The following is a 13,977-nucleotide window of genomic DNA, read 5'->3' as shown; positions in this document are numbered from 1 at the left end:
AGCGGGACCCGGTGCGGCCGTCGCCCGCGTGACGACGGCCGCACCGCGCGGTGCTAGAAGGGCTGGACGTTCGGCTGGAACACCTGGCCGTTGGCCGGGGCCTTGAGGTTGACCAGGTAGTCGGTCACCGCGGTGTCGACGCCCGCGCTGTCACCGAGGATGCAGTGGCCGAACGCGTCGACGCTGAGCAGGCGCGCGTTGCCCAGCTGCCGGGCCATCCGCTTGGCGAAGTCGTAGCGGGTGGCCGGGTCGTAGTAGTTGCCGACCACGACGACCGGGTTGGGCGTGCGCCGGTTCCACGGGCCGGCCCAGCGGTCCGGGTGGGGCACCGGCCACGTGGCGCACGTCAGCAGGTCGGAGGCGGCCTGCTGGCGGCCGAACGTCGGCGACTCCCGCTCCCACAGCGCGGCCAGCGCCGGGAAGAGCCGCGGCAGCCGCGGGAACGGCTTGTCGGTGCAGTTCACGCCGTAGTACGAGTCGTCGTACAGGTACTCGGTGTCGCCGGTGACCCCGGCGCGGACGTCGGCCAGGCCGTGCTTGTTCGCCAGCGGCGGCCGCGGCGCGGCCTGCTCCTGCGCGGAGAACGTCGCGGCGGCCGGGTGCAGCACCGCGTAGATGCTCTGGAGCCACGCGGCCAGCGCCTTGAAGCGGGTCGGCGCGTACAGGTCGCTGGTGACCCGGCCGATGTAGCCGGCGTAGGTCACGACCTGGCCGTCCGGCAGCGTGATCGGCTGCGTGCGCAGGTGGTCGCGCACCTCGTCGAACTTGGCGCGCGGGTTGCCGTCGCTGTAGGCGCACTTGTCGCCCTCGGCGTCGCAGCGCTTCAGCCAGGCGTCGAGCGAGATCTCGAAGCCCTGCGCGCGCTGCCGGTCGTACTCCGGGCCGTTGGAGGTCCGCAGCGCCGGGTCGACGTTGCCGTCCAGCACCAGGGCGCGGGACTTCGAGGGGAAGATGTTGGCGTAGGTCGCGCCGAGGAGCGTGCCGTAGGAGAAGCCGACGAACGTCAGCTGCCGGTCGCCGACGCCCTGTCGCAGCAGGTCGAGGTCGCGCGCGACCGCCTCGGTGGACATGTGGTCCAGCAGCGGGCCGGCGTTGCGCGCGCACGCGTCGGTGTAGTCCTCGGTGGCGTCCACGGTGTCGCGGATCTCGGTGCGGGTCACCGGCACCGCGGACATGCGCCCGAAGACCTCGTCGGCCTCTTCGAGGGTCTTGAAGCAGCGCAGCGGCGAGCTGCGGCCCACCCCGCGCGGGTCGAACCCGATGAGGTCGAACCTCTTCATGACCTCGGGCTGGAAGAACGAGCTGCCGTAGGCGGAGTAGATCAGGCCGGCGCCGCCGGGACCGCCCGGGTTGATGAACAGCGAGCCCACCTTGGCGGCCTGGTCGTCGGCCGGGCGCTTCATCAGCGCGATGGTGATCTTGGAGCCGTTCGGCTTGCGGTGGTCCAGCGGCACGGGGTGGTTCGCGCACGTGACCTTGTCGCGTTGCGCGGCCGGGATCTCGTCGAGGACGTCCTGCGCGCAGGTCGACCACTGGATCGGGGTGGCGCCCTGCGCTTGCTGGGCGGCGGCGGGACCGGTTCCCACGAGGCCGGACACCGTCGTGCCCAGGGCCAGCGCGAGAACCAGCGCTCGGTTGCGGAGTTGCATGGGGCAGCGCTCCCTCGGTTCGCTCGACGTCGCCCTCCAGTGACACCGCGACGCCGTCGCGCGAGGCTTTCACTCGAACGTGTCCGGCAACACCCGCAGAACGGAGGATTCACGGCCGACGAACGGTCCTTGCCCGGCCGCCCCCGGGGTGTCCCGGTCAGGGCTCCGGGCGGAAGACGGCGAGCCGCTGGCCGTCGGGGGCGGTGAGGACCTCCGACGTCAGGGTGACCGTGGCGCCCGCCGGGTCGCGGAACGCCCGGCGCGAGCCCGTCTTGCCCCTCACGTCGTAGTGCCGCCACAGCGGGGCGAACCCGCCGTCGGCCGCCGACAGCTCCGCCACGAGGTCGGCCAGCGCGGGCGGCGGGTCGGCCGCGGCCACCGTGCGCAGGTGCGCCACGCAGTCGCGCGCCATGTCCTCCCACACCACGAACACCTCGCGCGCCCGCGGGTCGGTGAACACGTAGCGCACCAGGTTGCCCGCCTCGACCAGCCCCGGCATCAGGCGCGCGCCCTCCGGGTTCACCGCCAGCAGCGTGCTGACCTGGTCCAGGACGTACGCCGGGGTCGGCCGCACGGCCTCCAGCAGGTGCAGCAGGCCGGGGCGCGGGGCGCCCGCGCCCCACGGGGGCGGGCCGGCCGCGCGGCGCGCCAACGCGTGCAGGTGCGCCCGCTCGTCGGCGCCCAGCCGCAGCGCCGCGGCCAGCGCGCGCAGCACCTCCGGGCCCGGGTTGGTGTCCCGCCCCTGCTCCAGCCGGGTGTAGTAGTCCACGCTCACGCCCGCCAGGGCGGCCAGCTCCTCCCGCCGCAGCCCCGGCGTCTGCCGCCGCCCGATCCCCGCCGGCAGGCCCACGTCCCCGGGCCGCACCCGACCGCGCCTGCTGCGCAGGAACTCACCCAGCTCGCCCACGCCGCCGAGTCTCGCACCCCGCCCGGCGCCGGGGGTGGCCCCGCGGGGACCAGGCCCGCTCCGGTCTCCCGGCACGGCCCGCGCGCGGCGACGCTGCCACCATGACCCACGTACTCGTCATCGGCGGCGGTTCCGGCCTGGGCCTGGGCCTGGCCCGGCACCTCCTGGCCCGGGGCACCGCCGTCACGATCGCCGGCCGGTCCGCCGAACGCCTGGCCGACGCCGCCCGCTCCCTCGACCGGCCCGACCTGCTGCGCACCGAACGGGTGGACATCACCCGGGAGGACGAGGTGCGGCGGCTGGTGGAGCGGACCGCCCCGCTCGACCACGTCGTCGTCACCGCCGTGGACGCCCGCGACGCCTACTTCCCGATCGCCGACTTCGCCCTGGAGCACGCCCGCGCGGTGCTGGGCACCAAGCTCCTCGGCCCCTGGCTCGTGGCCAAGCACGCCGGTCCGCGCCTCGCGCCCGGCGGCTCGATCACCGTCACCTCCGGCGTGGCCGCGCACCGGCCCGGCCCGGGCGCCTCGGTGCTCGCCGCGGCCAACGGCGCGCTGGAAGCGCTGGTCCGCGCGCTGGCGGTGGAACTCGCGCCGGTCCGCGTCAACGCCGTCTCACCGGGGTGGGTCGACACCCCCGTCTGGGACGTCCTGGCCGGTCCCGCCAAGGCCGACCGGCTGGCCGCGATGGCGGACCGCCTGCCCGCCGGGCGGGTCGGGACGCCCGAGGACCTCGCCGAGGCGTTCGCCGCGGTCCTGCGCAACCGGTTCATGACCGGGTCGGTGCTGCACGTCGACGGCGGCCACCGGCTCGTCTGACCCGCGGCCGTGCGGTGGTCCCGGGTGGGGACCACCGCACGCCGCCGTCAGCCGATCGCCCGCGACAGCGACAGGGCGAAGCGGCCCTCCTCGTCGGTCCACCAGCGGTGCAACTCGAAGCCCGCGGCCGCCAGCTCCCGCGTCACGCCCTCGCGGCGGAACTTCGCCGAGACCTCGGTGCGCAGCTCCTCGCCCTCGGCGAACGCGACCTCCAGCGACAGGGCGGACACGTGCGCCTTGACCGGGCGCAGCGCCCGCAGGCGCATCTCGATCCACTCCTCCTCGGCGTTCCACAGCGCCACGTGCTCGAAGTCCTCCGGGTCGAAGTCCGCGCCCAGCTCGCGGTTCATCACCCGCAGCACGTTGCGGTTGAACTCCGCCGTGACGCCCCGCGCGTCGTCGTAGGCGCGGACCAGCGTGCCCGGGTCCTTGACCAGGTCCGTCCCGAGCAGCAGCCACTCCCCCGCGTCCAGCACGTCCCGCACCGACGCGAAGAACTTGTCCCGCTCCTCCGGGATCAGGTTGCCGATCGTCCCGCCCAGGAACGCCACCACGCGCGGCGGCGTGCCGGGCAGCAGGCCCAGGTGCTCGGTGAAGTCGCCGACCACCCCGTGCACCCGCAGCCCGGGGTAGTCGGCCACGATCGCCCGCGCCGCGTCCGTCAACGCCGACGGCGACACGTCCAGCGGCACGAACTCCTCCAGCGTGCCGTGGTCGCGCAGCGCGCTGAGCAGCAGCCGCGTCTTCTCCGAGGAGCCGGAGCCCAGCTCCACCAGCGACCGCGCCCCGGTCAGCGACGCGACTTCCGCCGCCCGCGCCACCAGGATCTCCCGCTCCGCGCGGGTCGGGTAGTACTCGGGCAGCCGGGTGATCTCCTCGAACAGGTCGCTGCCCACCGCGTCGTAGAACCACTTCGGCGACACCCACTTCGGCCGCGCGGTGAGCCCCGCCCTCGCCTCGGCGCGCAGCGCGATCGCCGCGTCCTCGGGGGTCAGGTGCACGTCCAGCACAGGCTCGGTCATGCTCGTCCAATCCGTTGAACGTCCACAGTAGACATATCTGCCGTGACGACGTGCCCGTCGGGCACCTCCCGCCAGCGCGGGTCGTCGTCCAACGGCTCCGAGGCCAACGTCACCGCGCCGTCGCCGGAGCGCACCCACAGCGAGTGGGTCCACGTCGTGCCGGCCAGCACGGTGCCGTCGGTGAGCAGGAAGTTCAGCCGCGAACCCGGCGCGGCGGCGGCCACTTCGGACACCACGGACGCCAGGGCGGCGCCGGGGGCCGCGCCCGCGGCCAGCCGGGACCGCACCAGCGCCCACAGCAGGGCCGCGTCGGTCGGCGCGTCCAGCGTCAGCAACGCGGCCACCGGCAGCGTCTTGGCCAGGTCCACCACGGACTCCGGCCAGTCGGCCACCCGCCCGTTGTGGCTGAACAGCCACCGGCCGTCGGTGAACGGCGCGCACGCGGTGTCCGCCACCGGCATGCCGACCGTCGCCGACCGCACCGCCGCCAGCACCGCGCCCGACACCGTGACGCGGCCGAGCGCCAGCAGGTTCTCGTCCGACCAGATGGTGCCCGCGCGCCGGTAGCGCACCGCCGGACCGCCCGGCGCGGGGTACCACCCCACGCCGTAGCCGTCCACGTTGACCGTGCCGCCGCCGCGCATGTCCCGCGGGGCGTACGACTGCCGCACCAACGAGTGCGGCGGGTCGTGCACCAGCGCGGAGACGGGCACGGCGGGGCCCAGGTAACCCAGGTGGCGGCACACGGTCAGGCCAGGTCGTCCCGCGACGCGTCCCGCGCGCACCGGAAGCCGGCGAAGATCTGCCGCCGGATCGGGTAGTCCCAGTTCCGGAACGTCGAGCGCACCGCGGCCTGGTCGCTGCCGAACGACCCGCCGCGCAGCACCTTGTACTCCGGACCGAAGAACACCTGCGAGTACTCCGCGTACGGGAACACCTCGAACCCGGCGTACCCGTGGAAGTCGGAGCTCGTCCACTCCCACACGTCGCCGATCAGCTGGTGCACCCCCAGCGCCGACGCGCCCGCCGGGTACGCGCCGACCGGCGCGGGCGACAGGTGCCGCTGGTTGAGGTTCGCGTGCCGCTCCGTCGGGTCCTCGTCACCCCACGGGTAGCGGCGGGACCGGCCGGTCGCCGGGTCGAAGCGGGCCGCCTTCTCCCACTCCACCTCGGTCGGCAGCCGCTTGCCCGCCCACCTCGCGTACGCCTCGGCCTCGTGGTAGCAGACGTGCACCACCGGCTGGTCGACGTCGATCGGCGCGGTGCGGCCGAACGCGGTGCGGTGCCACCGGTCGCCGATCCGCTCCCAGAACCGCGGCGCGACCAGGGACGCCTTGCGCACGTGCGCCCAGCCGGCCTCGCTCCACCAGCGCGGGTCGCGGTAGCCGCCGTCCTCGATGAACTCCGCGTACGCGCCGTTGGTCACCGGCGCGGTGTCGATGAAGAACGGCTCGGTGACGACCTGGTGCGCGGGCCGCTCGTTGTCCAGCGCCCACGCCTCGGTGGACGTGCCCATGGTGAACGGGCCGCCGGGCACCAGCACCTCGGCCGGGCCGACCGGACCGCCCCGCGGTGGCGGCGGCGCGTCCAGCACCGGCTCGCCGACCCGCAGCTGGTGCGTGGCCAGCATGGTCTCGTCGTGCTGCTGCTCGTGCTGCACGATCATGCCGAAGGCGAACCCGCCGTCGACCAGCCGGTTGCCCTCCAGCGGCGTGCGCTCCAGGACGTCGAACACCTTGTCCCGGACCTCGCCGACGTACCTGCGGGCCTCGGCGGGCCCCAGCAGCGGCAGCTCGGGCCGGACCGCCCGCGCGTGCTTGAACGCGTCGTACAGCTCGTCGATGTCGGAGCGGACCGGCTCGCGGCCGCCCACGTCCCGCACCAGCCACAGCTCTTCCTGGTTGCCGATGTGCGCGAGGTCCCACACCAGCGGTGACATCAACTTGGAGTGCTGGCGGACGAGGTCGTGGTCGTCCACCGCGTCGGTGAGCTGCCTGCTGCGGGCGCGGGCCCTGGTGAGCTGGGCGGCGACCCGGTCGCGAAGCCCCTCGGCGCTCGAGTTCTCCGCGCCGGTCGTGAACTGGCTGGTCATGACTGGCCCCCTCCGGTCTTCTCGGCGAGCGTGCGGTGCAGTTCTTCGGCGATGGCGTCGGCCTGGTCGGCCGACAGGTCGGTGTCGGGCAGCGCGGCGCAGCCCAGGTCGACCACGTCGCGCGCCGCGCGGGCGAGGACGGGGTCGCGCAGGCCGTAGCGCGCGGCGGCCAGCCAGCGGTTGGCCGCTCCCTCGGTGGCGGCGAGCACCCGGTCCACCGTCGCCGGCTTCGCGAACAACGCCGCCATCAGCACGACCGGCGGCAGCCAGCGGCCGTGCGGCGGGGTGTCGAGGTAGCGGACCTCCAGGTACCCGCGCGGCCGGACCGGCGGGAACTGCAGCGTCAGGTGGTAGTCCAGGTCGTCGGCGGTCGCCGGCCGGTCGAGCGCGCCGTCGATCCAGTCGGCGAACGTCAACGGGTGCGGCGGCAGCCAGTTCGGCCCCGGCCTGCGCACCGCGATGACCGGCGAGTCGAGCACGCGCTTGGCCCACGCGTCCGCCGGGTTCGCGCACACCGCCGCCGCGCGGGTGCGCACCGGGTCGGTGGCGTAGAGCGTGCGCATCCGCGCGCTGGCCCAGTCGGTCCGGCGGCCGTTGACGCCGGGCGAGTTGGCGAACAGGGCGCTGACCACCGGGCCCAGCGCGTGCACGGCCGCCCAGCGCGTGGGCAGGTCGTCGGCGAAGCCGAAGTCCAGGCACACCTGGAGGCCCGCCGTGCTGCACATCATCGTGATGCCCTCGGGCCCGATCGGGGCGAAGGCGTGTTCCATGGCCGCGTACCGGGGCACCTGGAGCATCCGGCGCGGTGGGCGGAACGGGTCGGCCCCGTGCTGACCGAGCCGCAGACCGGCCGGTTCGAGCAGGCGCTGGAGGTGTTCGATGTCCGCCGCGACGGTCTTGAGCAGCTCCGTCAGGGATTCCCGGGGCGGGGTGGAGATCTCGACCTGGCCACCCGGTTCCACGGTCAGCGGGGTGCCGGAGGGCAGTGGCCGCTGAGGGCTGTCGGGGACGAGGGTCGGTGGCGCGTGCCGGCCGAGTGCCGCCGCGAGGGTCTTCGCGTCGAGCGGCCGGCTGGGATCTTCGACGTGGTGGACGGTCCATTCGAGTTCGACTCCGAGCAGCCTCGGAGGCCCGTGCTTGAAGCAGACCGAGGCGACGTACGCCTCGGCCTCCGCTCTGTCCCGGAACACCGCCGGGCCCGGCCCCGGAGTCGGGGCACTACGGACAGCAGTCACTGGTACGCACTCCCCGTGATCAATTCTGGTCCGTTCGACGCTACACGCAGGCACCGACACTCGCAGCCGTCGAAACCGTTGGGGATCAACGGGATGTGGACCGGCGGGAACGGCGGTGACGGCCGGTCGGGTGGCGGTGGACGACGTTCCGGCGGCTCCCGAGCTGCTCCGAGTGGGCGCTTCCCGACCACCAGTCGGACAATCCGGTCACGCCGTGAACACCTCGCGGCATCCGGGTGACATCACGAACCGGAGTACTCGATGTCCACTCGGAGCACGCGGTCGTTGCCGACGACCTCGTCCAGGTCCCACGTGGTGGTCAGCCAGAGGTCGCCCTCGCGGTCGACCTCGACGGTGCGCAACCGCCCGTACCGGCCCTGGAAGTACACCTGCTGGTCGACGACGTCGGAGCCCGCGATGCGCAGCCGGTACAGCCGCTGCCCCACCGTCGTGCCGATGAACAGGTGGTCGTTGACGATGGCCAGGCCGCTGGGACCGCCGGCCGTCGTCGGCCACGTCGCCTTGGGCGGGATGCTGTCCTCGCAGTACCCGTCGTTGCCCTCGCAGCCGGGCCAGCCGTAGTTGCCGCCGCGCTCGATCAGGTTCAGCTCGTCCCACGAGTTGTTGCCGAACTCCGTGGCCCACAGCCTGCCTTGCGAGTCGAACGCCAGGCCCTGCACGTTGCGGTGCCCGTAGCTCCAGATCGCCCTGCCCGGGAACGGGTTGTCCGGCGGGATCGAGCCGTCCGGGAAGATGCGCAGGATCTTGCCCGCGTTGATGTTCAGGTTCTGCCCGAAGCTGCCGTTCTGGGCGTCGCCCGTGGACACGAAGAGGTACCGGCCGTCCGGGCTGAACCGCAGCCCGCCGCCGTTGTGGTAGCGGTTCTTGGGCAGGCCCCAGAGGATCCTGGTCCAGCCGGCGAGCCGGTCGCCGACCAGCCGGGCCCGCACGACCTGGTTGCCGCTCGCCGCGGTGTGGTAGACGAACACCAGGTTGTCGGTGGCGAAGGTCGGCGACACGGCGACGCCCAGCACGCCGCCCTCGCCGTTCGTGGCCTGCGCGCCCGGCACCCGGCCCAGGTCCGTGCGCGTGCCGTCCGGCGACAGGCGGTAGAGGGCGAACCGCTCCCGTTCGGACACCACCGCCGAGCCGTCGGGCAGGAACGCCAGCCCCCACGGCACGTCGGTGCCCTCGCGCAGCGTGGTCACCGCGCCCGGCCTCGGCTCGCCGGGCGGCGGCGTCCCGCCCGGCGCGGCGATCACCTCGTCACCGGGCTCGGAGAGGTTGCCCGCCGCGTCGCGCGCCCGCACGGCGAACCGGTAGCCGGTGCCGGCGGTCAGGCCGGTGACGGTGGCGGTCGTCGCGTCGGTCGTGGCCGCGGGCGCGCCGTCGCGCAGCACCTGGTAGGAGGTGACGCCGACGTCGTCGGTGGCCGCGTCCCAGGACAGGGTGACGCTGCCGGCGGACCGGCCGGTGGCGCGCAGGTTCGCGGGCGCGGTCGGCGCCTGGTCGTCCGGCGCCGGCGCGTCGGTGCGCACGACGACGTTGTTGCTGGCCTGCGAGACGTTGGGGGTGGCGTCGCGCGCGTGCACCGTCCAGTCGTAGGTGGTGGCGGGGCGCAGGCCCGTCACGGCGGCGGTCAGGGTCGTGCCCGGCACGCTCGTCATGAGCTGGCCGTGCTGGTAGACGTCGTAGCCGACCACGTCGACGTTGTCGGTCGACGCCTCCCAGGCCAGCGAGACGCTGGTGTCGGACTTGGCCGTGGCGCGCAGCCGGCGCGGCGGGGTCGGCGCCTCGTCGTCGGTGTCGTCCACGGTCAGGCGGTCGGCGTTCGGGCCGCCCCGGCGGCTGATCGCGGTGGCGCGGACCAGGTTGCCGCCCGCCTCCAGCGTCACGGCCGCCGTGACCTCGCGCCACACCGTCCACGCGCCCGTGCCGGGGAAGGAGGCGGTGATCGCGCGCCTGCCGTTGACGGTCAGCGCGAGCGGGAGGTCGACGCCGGAGCCGTTCGCGTACCGGAAGACCAGGGTGTGCTCGCCGGACCGGGCCGCGGTCACGGCGTACTCGACGTAGCCCCCCGGCTCGTCGTCGTAGTCGACGTAGCCGGAGCCGGTGAAGCCGTCGTGGTCGGAGGCGACCACGCCGCCGGACACCGTGGCGGCCTCGGCCTGGTGGTCGGGCAGCCCGTGCGCGGCGCCCGAGGCGGTGAGCAGGGACAGGGCCGTCGCGGCCGTGACGGCGGCCACCGCCGCCCGCCGCCGGCCCGCCGCGGACCACGCCGGTGCGTTCGTTGCCATGTGTGCTCCCCTACCGGTTCCGGTGGTGCGCGGACCGGCCGCGGCACCACGCGCGCGACGACGGCGCGTCCCGGGCGACCGGGTCCGGCGGTGCGGCGGCCCACGGGTCCGCGACCTCGGCCGGCCGGTGGCCGAGGTGCCCGGTCGGGTCGACCGGGCCCGGGCCGCGCCGACCGCGGTCCACCCTGGACGGTCGGTTCGGCCGGCCCGGTCCCGGCGCCGGCGCCGGCCGGATGTCCTCACCTGCGATCACGGTGCGCCACCGTAGTGGCGGTGACCTGGGGTTTCGAGCGGCGGCGGCGAAGTACACCCCAAAGTGGACCCGGCAAGCCGTACGTACTGATTGGATTTCGTCAGGCGGCCCTGGCAACATCGACAGGTGCCCAGGGTGAGCCAGGACCACCTCGACGCCCGTCGCCGTCAGATCCTCGACGGCGCACGTGCGTGTTTCGCGCGCTTCGGCTACGAAGGCGCGACCGTGCGCCGCCTGGAAGAGGCTACCGGCCTGTCCAGGGGCGCGATCTTCCACCACTTCCGGGACAAGGAGTCGCTGTTCCTCGCCCTCGCCGAGGACGACGCGCTGCGCATGGCCGAGGTCGTCGCGCGGCAGGGGCTCGTGCAGGTGATGCGCGACCTGCTGTACCCGCCCGACCCCCAGGACGTCGAGCACCCGGCCGACTGGCTGGGCACCCGGCTCGAGGTGTCGCGGCGGCTGCGCACGGACCCGGAGTTCCGGGCCAGGTGGGCGGAGCGGTCGCGGCAGCTGACCGACGCGACCCGGCAGCGGCTGGAGCGCCAGCGCGAGGCGGGCAACCTGCGCGACGACGTGGACGTGGACGTGCTGACCTCGTTCCTGGAACTGGTGCTGGAGGGCCTGGTGTCGCACCTGGCCATGGGCCTGCCCGCGGACGACCTGGAACCGGTGCTGGACCTGGTGGAGGAGAGCGTCCGGCGGCACCGCCGCACGGGCTGACGGGCCGCCGCCCCCGGCCGGCGGGAGGCGGGGCGCCGCCCACCGCGTGGCCGACGACGTCGGTGATCCCGCCGGCGGCGCTCGGCCGGTTGGCGGGCGCGGCGGTCGGAGCAGCCGCCGCCAGGCCGAAGCGCGAGGTCGCGGCGAGGCCATAGGATCGCCGCCATGGCCGACGCGCGACCTGCCCACGTGCACCGGGTGCGGGTGCGCCCGGCCGACTGCGACCAGCGCGGGATCGTGCACGCCTCGCGCTACGCGGTCTTCTTCGAGGCCGCCATGGTGGAGACGGTGCGGTCGCTGCTGGGGTCGTACAAGGAGCTGGAGAAGCACGGCGTCGACTTCGTGATGGCCGAGACCTCCATCCGGTACCTCAACCCGGCGCGGTTCGACGACCTGCTGCGGATCGGGGTGCGCGTGCGCACGCTCGGCACCACCACGTTGACCCTGGGCTTCGACGCGGACGTGGCCGGCACCCCGGTCGCCACCGGCTGGAACCGGTACGTCTCCTTCGGCACGCCGGAGCTGCGCGCCACGCCGATCCCGCCCGACTTCCGCAGGGTCCTGGAACGCCGCCCGGTCACCGCCCGGCCGGTGGCGCGGACCGCTCCCGCGCCCCGGCGCTGACCGCGTGCGCGGCGCCCGACCCCTCGGCCCGCGCCACCACCCGCCCGCGCTCGACGCGGACCGCGGTCTCGGTCTCGTCGCTCACCGACGGCACCCCGGCGGCGGCGGCGAGGGCGCCGGTGTCGTCGGGCACGACCCGCAGCCGCGGCCACGCCGCGACCGGGAACGCCTGCCGCAGGCCGACGCACGACCGCGCCACCACGAGCCGGGCCAGCGGCGCCAGCTCGCCCGGCGCGCCGGTCACCACCGCGAGGGTCACCCGGGCGTCGTTGCGGACGGCCTGCTCCACGGCGGCCAGGCGGTTGAGCCCCAGCACGACCACCACGCCGTCCTCCCCGGGCGTGAACCGCTCGCCGCGCACGAGGTCCAGCGCGGTCGGCGGCGTCCACGCCCGGTCCTCCCCCACCACCACCGCACCCGGAGGGGGCGCCCACCAGTCGCCGAGGTCCAGGTCCGCGAGCCGCTCGCAGGCGCTGATCACGTCGAACGGCTCCAGGAACCCGGGCGCGGCGGCGGCCAGCCCGCTCGCGCCGTGCAGGGTGGCCAGCACGACCCCGGCGAGGCGGACCACCCGGAGCGGCGGCGCGCCCGGCGGCGGCACGCGCGGGTCCAGGGCCTCCAGCGCGAGGCTGAGCAGCAGCGCGTCCAGCTCCAGCAGTTGCGCGAACGGCCGGCGGGTCTCCTCCCCGGCCGCCACCTCGGCCAGGAAGTCGCGGGCCAGGGCGTCGTGGCCCGGTGAGGTGACCCAGGCGCGGGCGAACGCGCCGAGGGCTTCCCGGCGGTTCGCCCCCCGTTGCGGGTTGGCGGGGACCTCCTGGCGTTCCACGAGGTCGGCCAGCACGGCGAAGTAGAGGGCGCGCTTGCCGGGGAAGTTCGAGTACACCGCGCCCCTGGTCAGCTCGGCGCGCTGGGCGATCGCGTCGACCTTGGCCTCGCGGTAGCCGCGTTCGGCGAACTCCGCGCGGGCGGCGTCGAGGACTCGCGCCCGGTTGCGCTCCTGCGCCTCCGCCCTGCTCAGCCGCACGTCCACGCTCCCGTTTGCCTCGCGCCGCCGCGTCAGGATACCGTCACCATTCAGATGATGAGAACATCTGATTTGAACATCCGGAGGCGGACGTTGACTGTTCCCGAGATCGACCCCACCAACCCCGAGGTGCTGCTCGACCCGTTCACCGCCTACGGCGAGGCCCGGGAGCGCGGGCCGGTGGCGCGCGTCCACCTGCCCGGCATGGGCGACACCTGGGTGCTGACGCGGCACGAGGACGCGAAGGCGATGCTCGCCGACCCGCGGTTCGAGCTGAGCGCCAACAGCTTCCTGGGCCTGCCGGGCATCCCGGACCACTACGGGCCCTACCTGCGCACGATGTCGGAGCTGAACGGCAAGGAGCACCTGCGGCTGCGGCGGCTGGCCGCGCCCGCGTTCACCGCGCGGCGGGCGGAGGAGTACCGGCGGCGGATCGAGGCGATCGTGGCCGCGCTGCTCGACGCGCTGCCGGACGGGGACGCCGTCGACCTGCTGGAGCACTTCGCCCGCCCGCTGCCGATGGACGTGATCTGCGAGCTGGTGGGCATCCCCGACGAGCAGCGGCCGCGGTGGCGGGAGTACGGCGCGGCCGTGGTCAGCGGCTTCGGACCGGGGTTCGTAGCGGCCGTCCCCGGCATCGTCGAGGGCGCGATCGAGGCCGTCGCGCTGCGCCGGACCTCACCGGGCGACGACCTGATCTCGCAGCTGCTGCGCGTCCGCGACGAGGACGGCGACCGCTTCACCGACGCGGAGCTGGTGTCCCTGGTCTGGCAACTGGTGATCGCCGGGCAGACGCCGACCAACCTCATCGTCAACGGCCTCGAAGCGCTGCTGACGCACCCCGGGCAGCTCGCGGCGCTGCGGGCGGACCCCGCGCTGCTGCCGCGCGCGGTGGAGGAGCTGACCCGGTGGGTCGGGCCGCAGCTGCTCACCGTGCCCCGGTTCGCCCGGGAGGACGTGGCCTTCGGCGACGTGGTGATCCGCCGGGGCGAGCGGGTGATGACGGCGATCGTGTCGGCCAACCGCGACCCGCGGGTGTACTCGGACCCGGACGAGCTGGACGTCACGCGGGTGCCGCCGACCGGGCACCTCGGCTACTCGCACGGTGCGCACTTCTGCCTCGGCGCGGCGTTCGCGCGCGTGGAGACGCAGGCGGCGCTGTCGGCGGTGCTGGACCGGTTCCCGGACCTCGCCCTGGCGGAGACGCCCCGCCGGACGCCGGACGGCGGCACGTGGCGGTTGGCGTCGCTGGCGGTCCGCACCCGGTGACCGGGCCCGGGTCCGGCCGGGGTGGGGCGCGGTCCGGGCGGTGATCGGTTTTCCGGCCGCGCCCGCC

At 74.7% G+C, this 13,977-nt stretch carries 12 protein-coding genes; 4 read left to right on the top strand and 8 right to left on the bottom strand.

Features of this window, described 5'->3' with window-relative positions:
* Positions 1-53: 53 nt before the first annotated feature.
* Both ACIGNX_RS13910 and ACIGNX_RS13905 read right to left on the bottom strand, forming a co-directional pair.
* The gene (locus ACIGNX_RS13910) at positions 54-1,649 is read right to left on the bottom strand and encodes an alpha/beta hydrolase (RefSeq protein ID WP_396539773.1); all 1,596 of its coding nucleotides are present in this window, start codon (positions 1,647-1,649) and stop codon (positions 54-56) included.
* A gap of 157 nt (positions 1,650-1,806) precedes the next feature.
* Positions 1,807-2,556 (bottom strand): helix-turn-helix domain-containing protein, encoded by a 750-nt coding sequence (locus ACIGNX_RS13905; RefSeq protein WP_396539771.1) that lies wholly within the window; start codon positions 2,554-2,556, stop codon positions 1,807-1,809.
* Positions 2,557-2,657: 101 nt separating this feature from the next.
* On the opposite strand from ACIGNX_RS13905, the gene ACIGNX_RS13900 reads away from it, so the two are divergent.
* Positions 2,658-3,374, top strand: coding sequence for an SDR family oxidoreductase (locus tag ACIGNX_RS13900; RefSeq protein WP_396539769.1), 717 nt, complete (start codon positions 2,658-2,660; stop codon positions 3,372-3,374).
* A 47-nt stretch (positions 3,375-3,421) separates the two neighbouring features.
* On the opposite strand, the gene egtD is transcribed toward ACIGNX_RS13900, so the two are convergent.
* From egtD to ACIGNX_RS13875, 5 genes are all read right to left on the bottom strand, one after another.
* The gene (gene egtD / locus ACIGNX_RS13895) at positions 3,422-4,396 is read right to left on the bottom strand and encodes an L-histidine N(alpha)-methyltransferase (RefSeq protein WP_396539767.1); all 975 of its coding nucleotides are present in this window, start codon (positions 4,394-4,396) and stop codon (positions 3,422-3,424) included.
* Positions 4,393-5,142, bottom strand: coding sequence for an ergothioneine biosynthesis protein EgtC (egtC, locus tag ACIGNX_RS13890; protein ID WP_396539765.1), 750 nt, complete (start codon positions 5,140-5,142; stop codon positions 4,393-4,395). The genes egtD and egtC overlap by 4 nt, the downstream gene beginning before the upstream one ends.
* Before the next feature lie 2 nt (positions 5,143-5,144).
* Positions 5,145-6,488, bottom strand: coding sequence for an ergothioneine biosynthesis protein EgtB (gene egtB, locus ACIGNX_RS13885; RefSeq protein ID WP_396539763.1), 1,344 nt, complete (start codon positions 6,486-6,488; stop codon positions 5,145-5,147).
* The gene (locus ACIGNX_RS13880; protein ID WP_396539761.1) at positions 6,485-7,678 is read right to left on the bottom strand and encodes a glutamate-cysteine ligase family protein; all 1,194 of its coding nucleotides are present in this window, start codon (positions 7,676-7,678) and stop codon (positions 6,485-6,487) included. Before ACIGNX_RS13880 ends, egtB begins: the two co-directional genes overlap by 4 nt.
* 287 nt (positions 7,679-7,965) lie before the next feature.
* A complete protein-coding gene (locus tag ACIGNX_RS13875; protein ID WP_396539759.1) occupies positions 7,966-10,020 on the bottom strand; it encodes a PQQ-dependent sugar dehydrogenase in 2,055 nt (684 codons plus the stop codon).
* A gap of 379 nt (positions 10,021-10,399) precedes the next feature.
* Here ACIGNX_RS13875 and ACIGNX_RS13870 point away from each other — a divergent pair, with 379 nt between their 5' ends.
* Both ACIGNX_RS13870 and ACIGNX_RS13865 read left to right on the top strand, forming a co-directional pair.
* On the top strand, positions 10,400-10,993 hold the full coding sequence (locus ACIGNX_RS13870) for a TetR/AcrR family transcriptional regulator (protein WP_396539757.1): 594 nt from the start codon (positions 10,400-10,402) through the stop codon (positions 10,991-10,993).
* Positions 10,994-11,158: 165 nt separating this feature from the next.
* Positions 11,159-11,617 (top strand): acyl-CoA thioesterase, encoded by a 459-nt coding sequence (locus ACIGNX_RS13865; protein ID WP_396539755.1) that lies wholly within the window; start codon positions 11,159-11,161, stop codon positions 11,615-11,617.
* On the opposite strand, the gene ACIGNX_RS13860 is transcribed toward ACIGNX_RS13865, so the two are convergent.
* Positions 11,571-12,641: a TetR/AcrR family transcriptional regulator gene (locus ACIGNX_RS13860; protein ID WP_396539753.1), complete on the bottom strand. Its 1,071-nt coding sequence runs from the start codon at positions 12,639-12,641 to the stop codon at positions 11,571-11,573. The two genes, ACIGNX_RS13865 and ACIGNX_RS13860, sit on opposite strands and share 47 nt — an antisense overlap.
* Before the next feature lie 57 nt (positions 12,642-12,698).
* Here ACIGNX_RS13860 and ACIGNX_RS13855 point away from each other — a divergent pair, with 57 nt between their 5' ends.
* Positions 12,699-13,910 (top strand): cytochrome P450, encoded by a 1,212-nt coding sequence (locus ACIGNX_RS13855; protein ID WP_396539751.1) that lies wholly within the window; start codon positions 12,699-12,701, stop codon positions 13,908-13,910.
* Positions 13,911-13,977: the final 67 nt, after the last annotated feature.

This window comes from Actinosynnema sp. NPDC053489 (genome assembly GCF_044544865.1).
In the GTDB taxonomy this organism is placed as follows: domain Bacteria; phylum Actinomycetota; class Actinomycetes; order Mycobacteriales; family Pseudonocardiaceae; genus Actinosynnema.
This window is presented reverse-complemented; position numbering and strand designations above follow the sequence as displayed.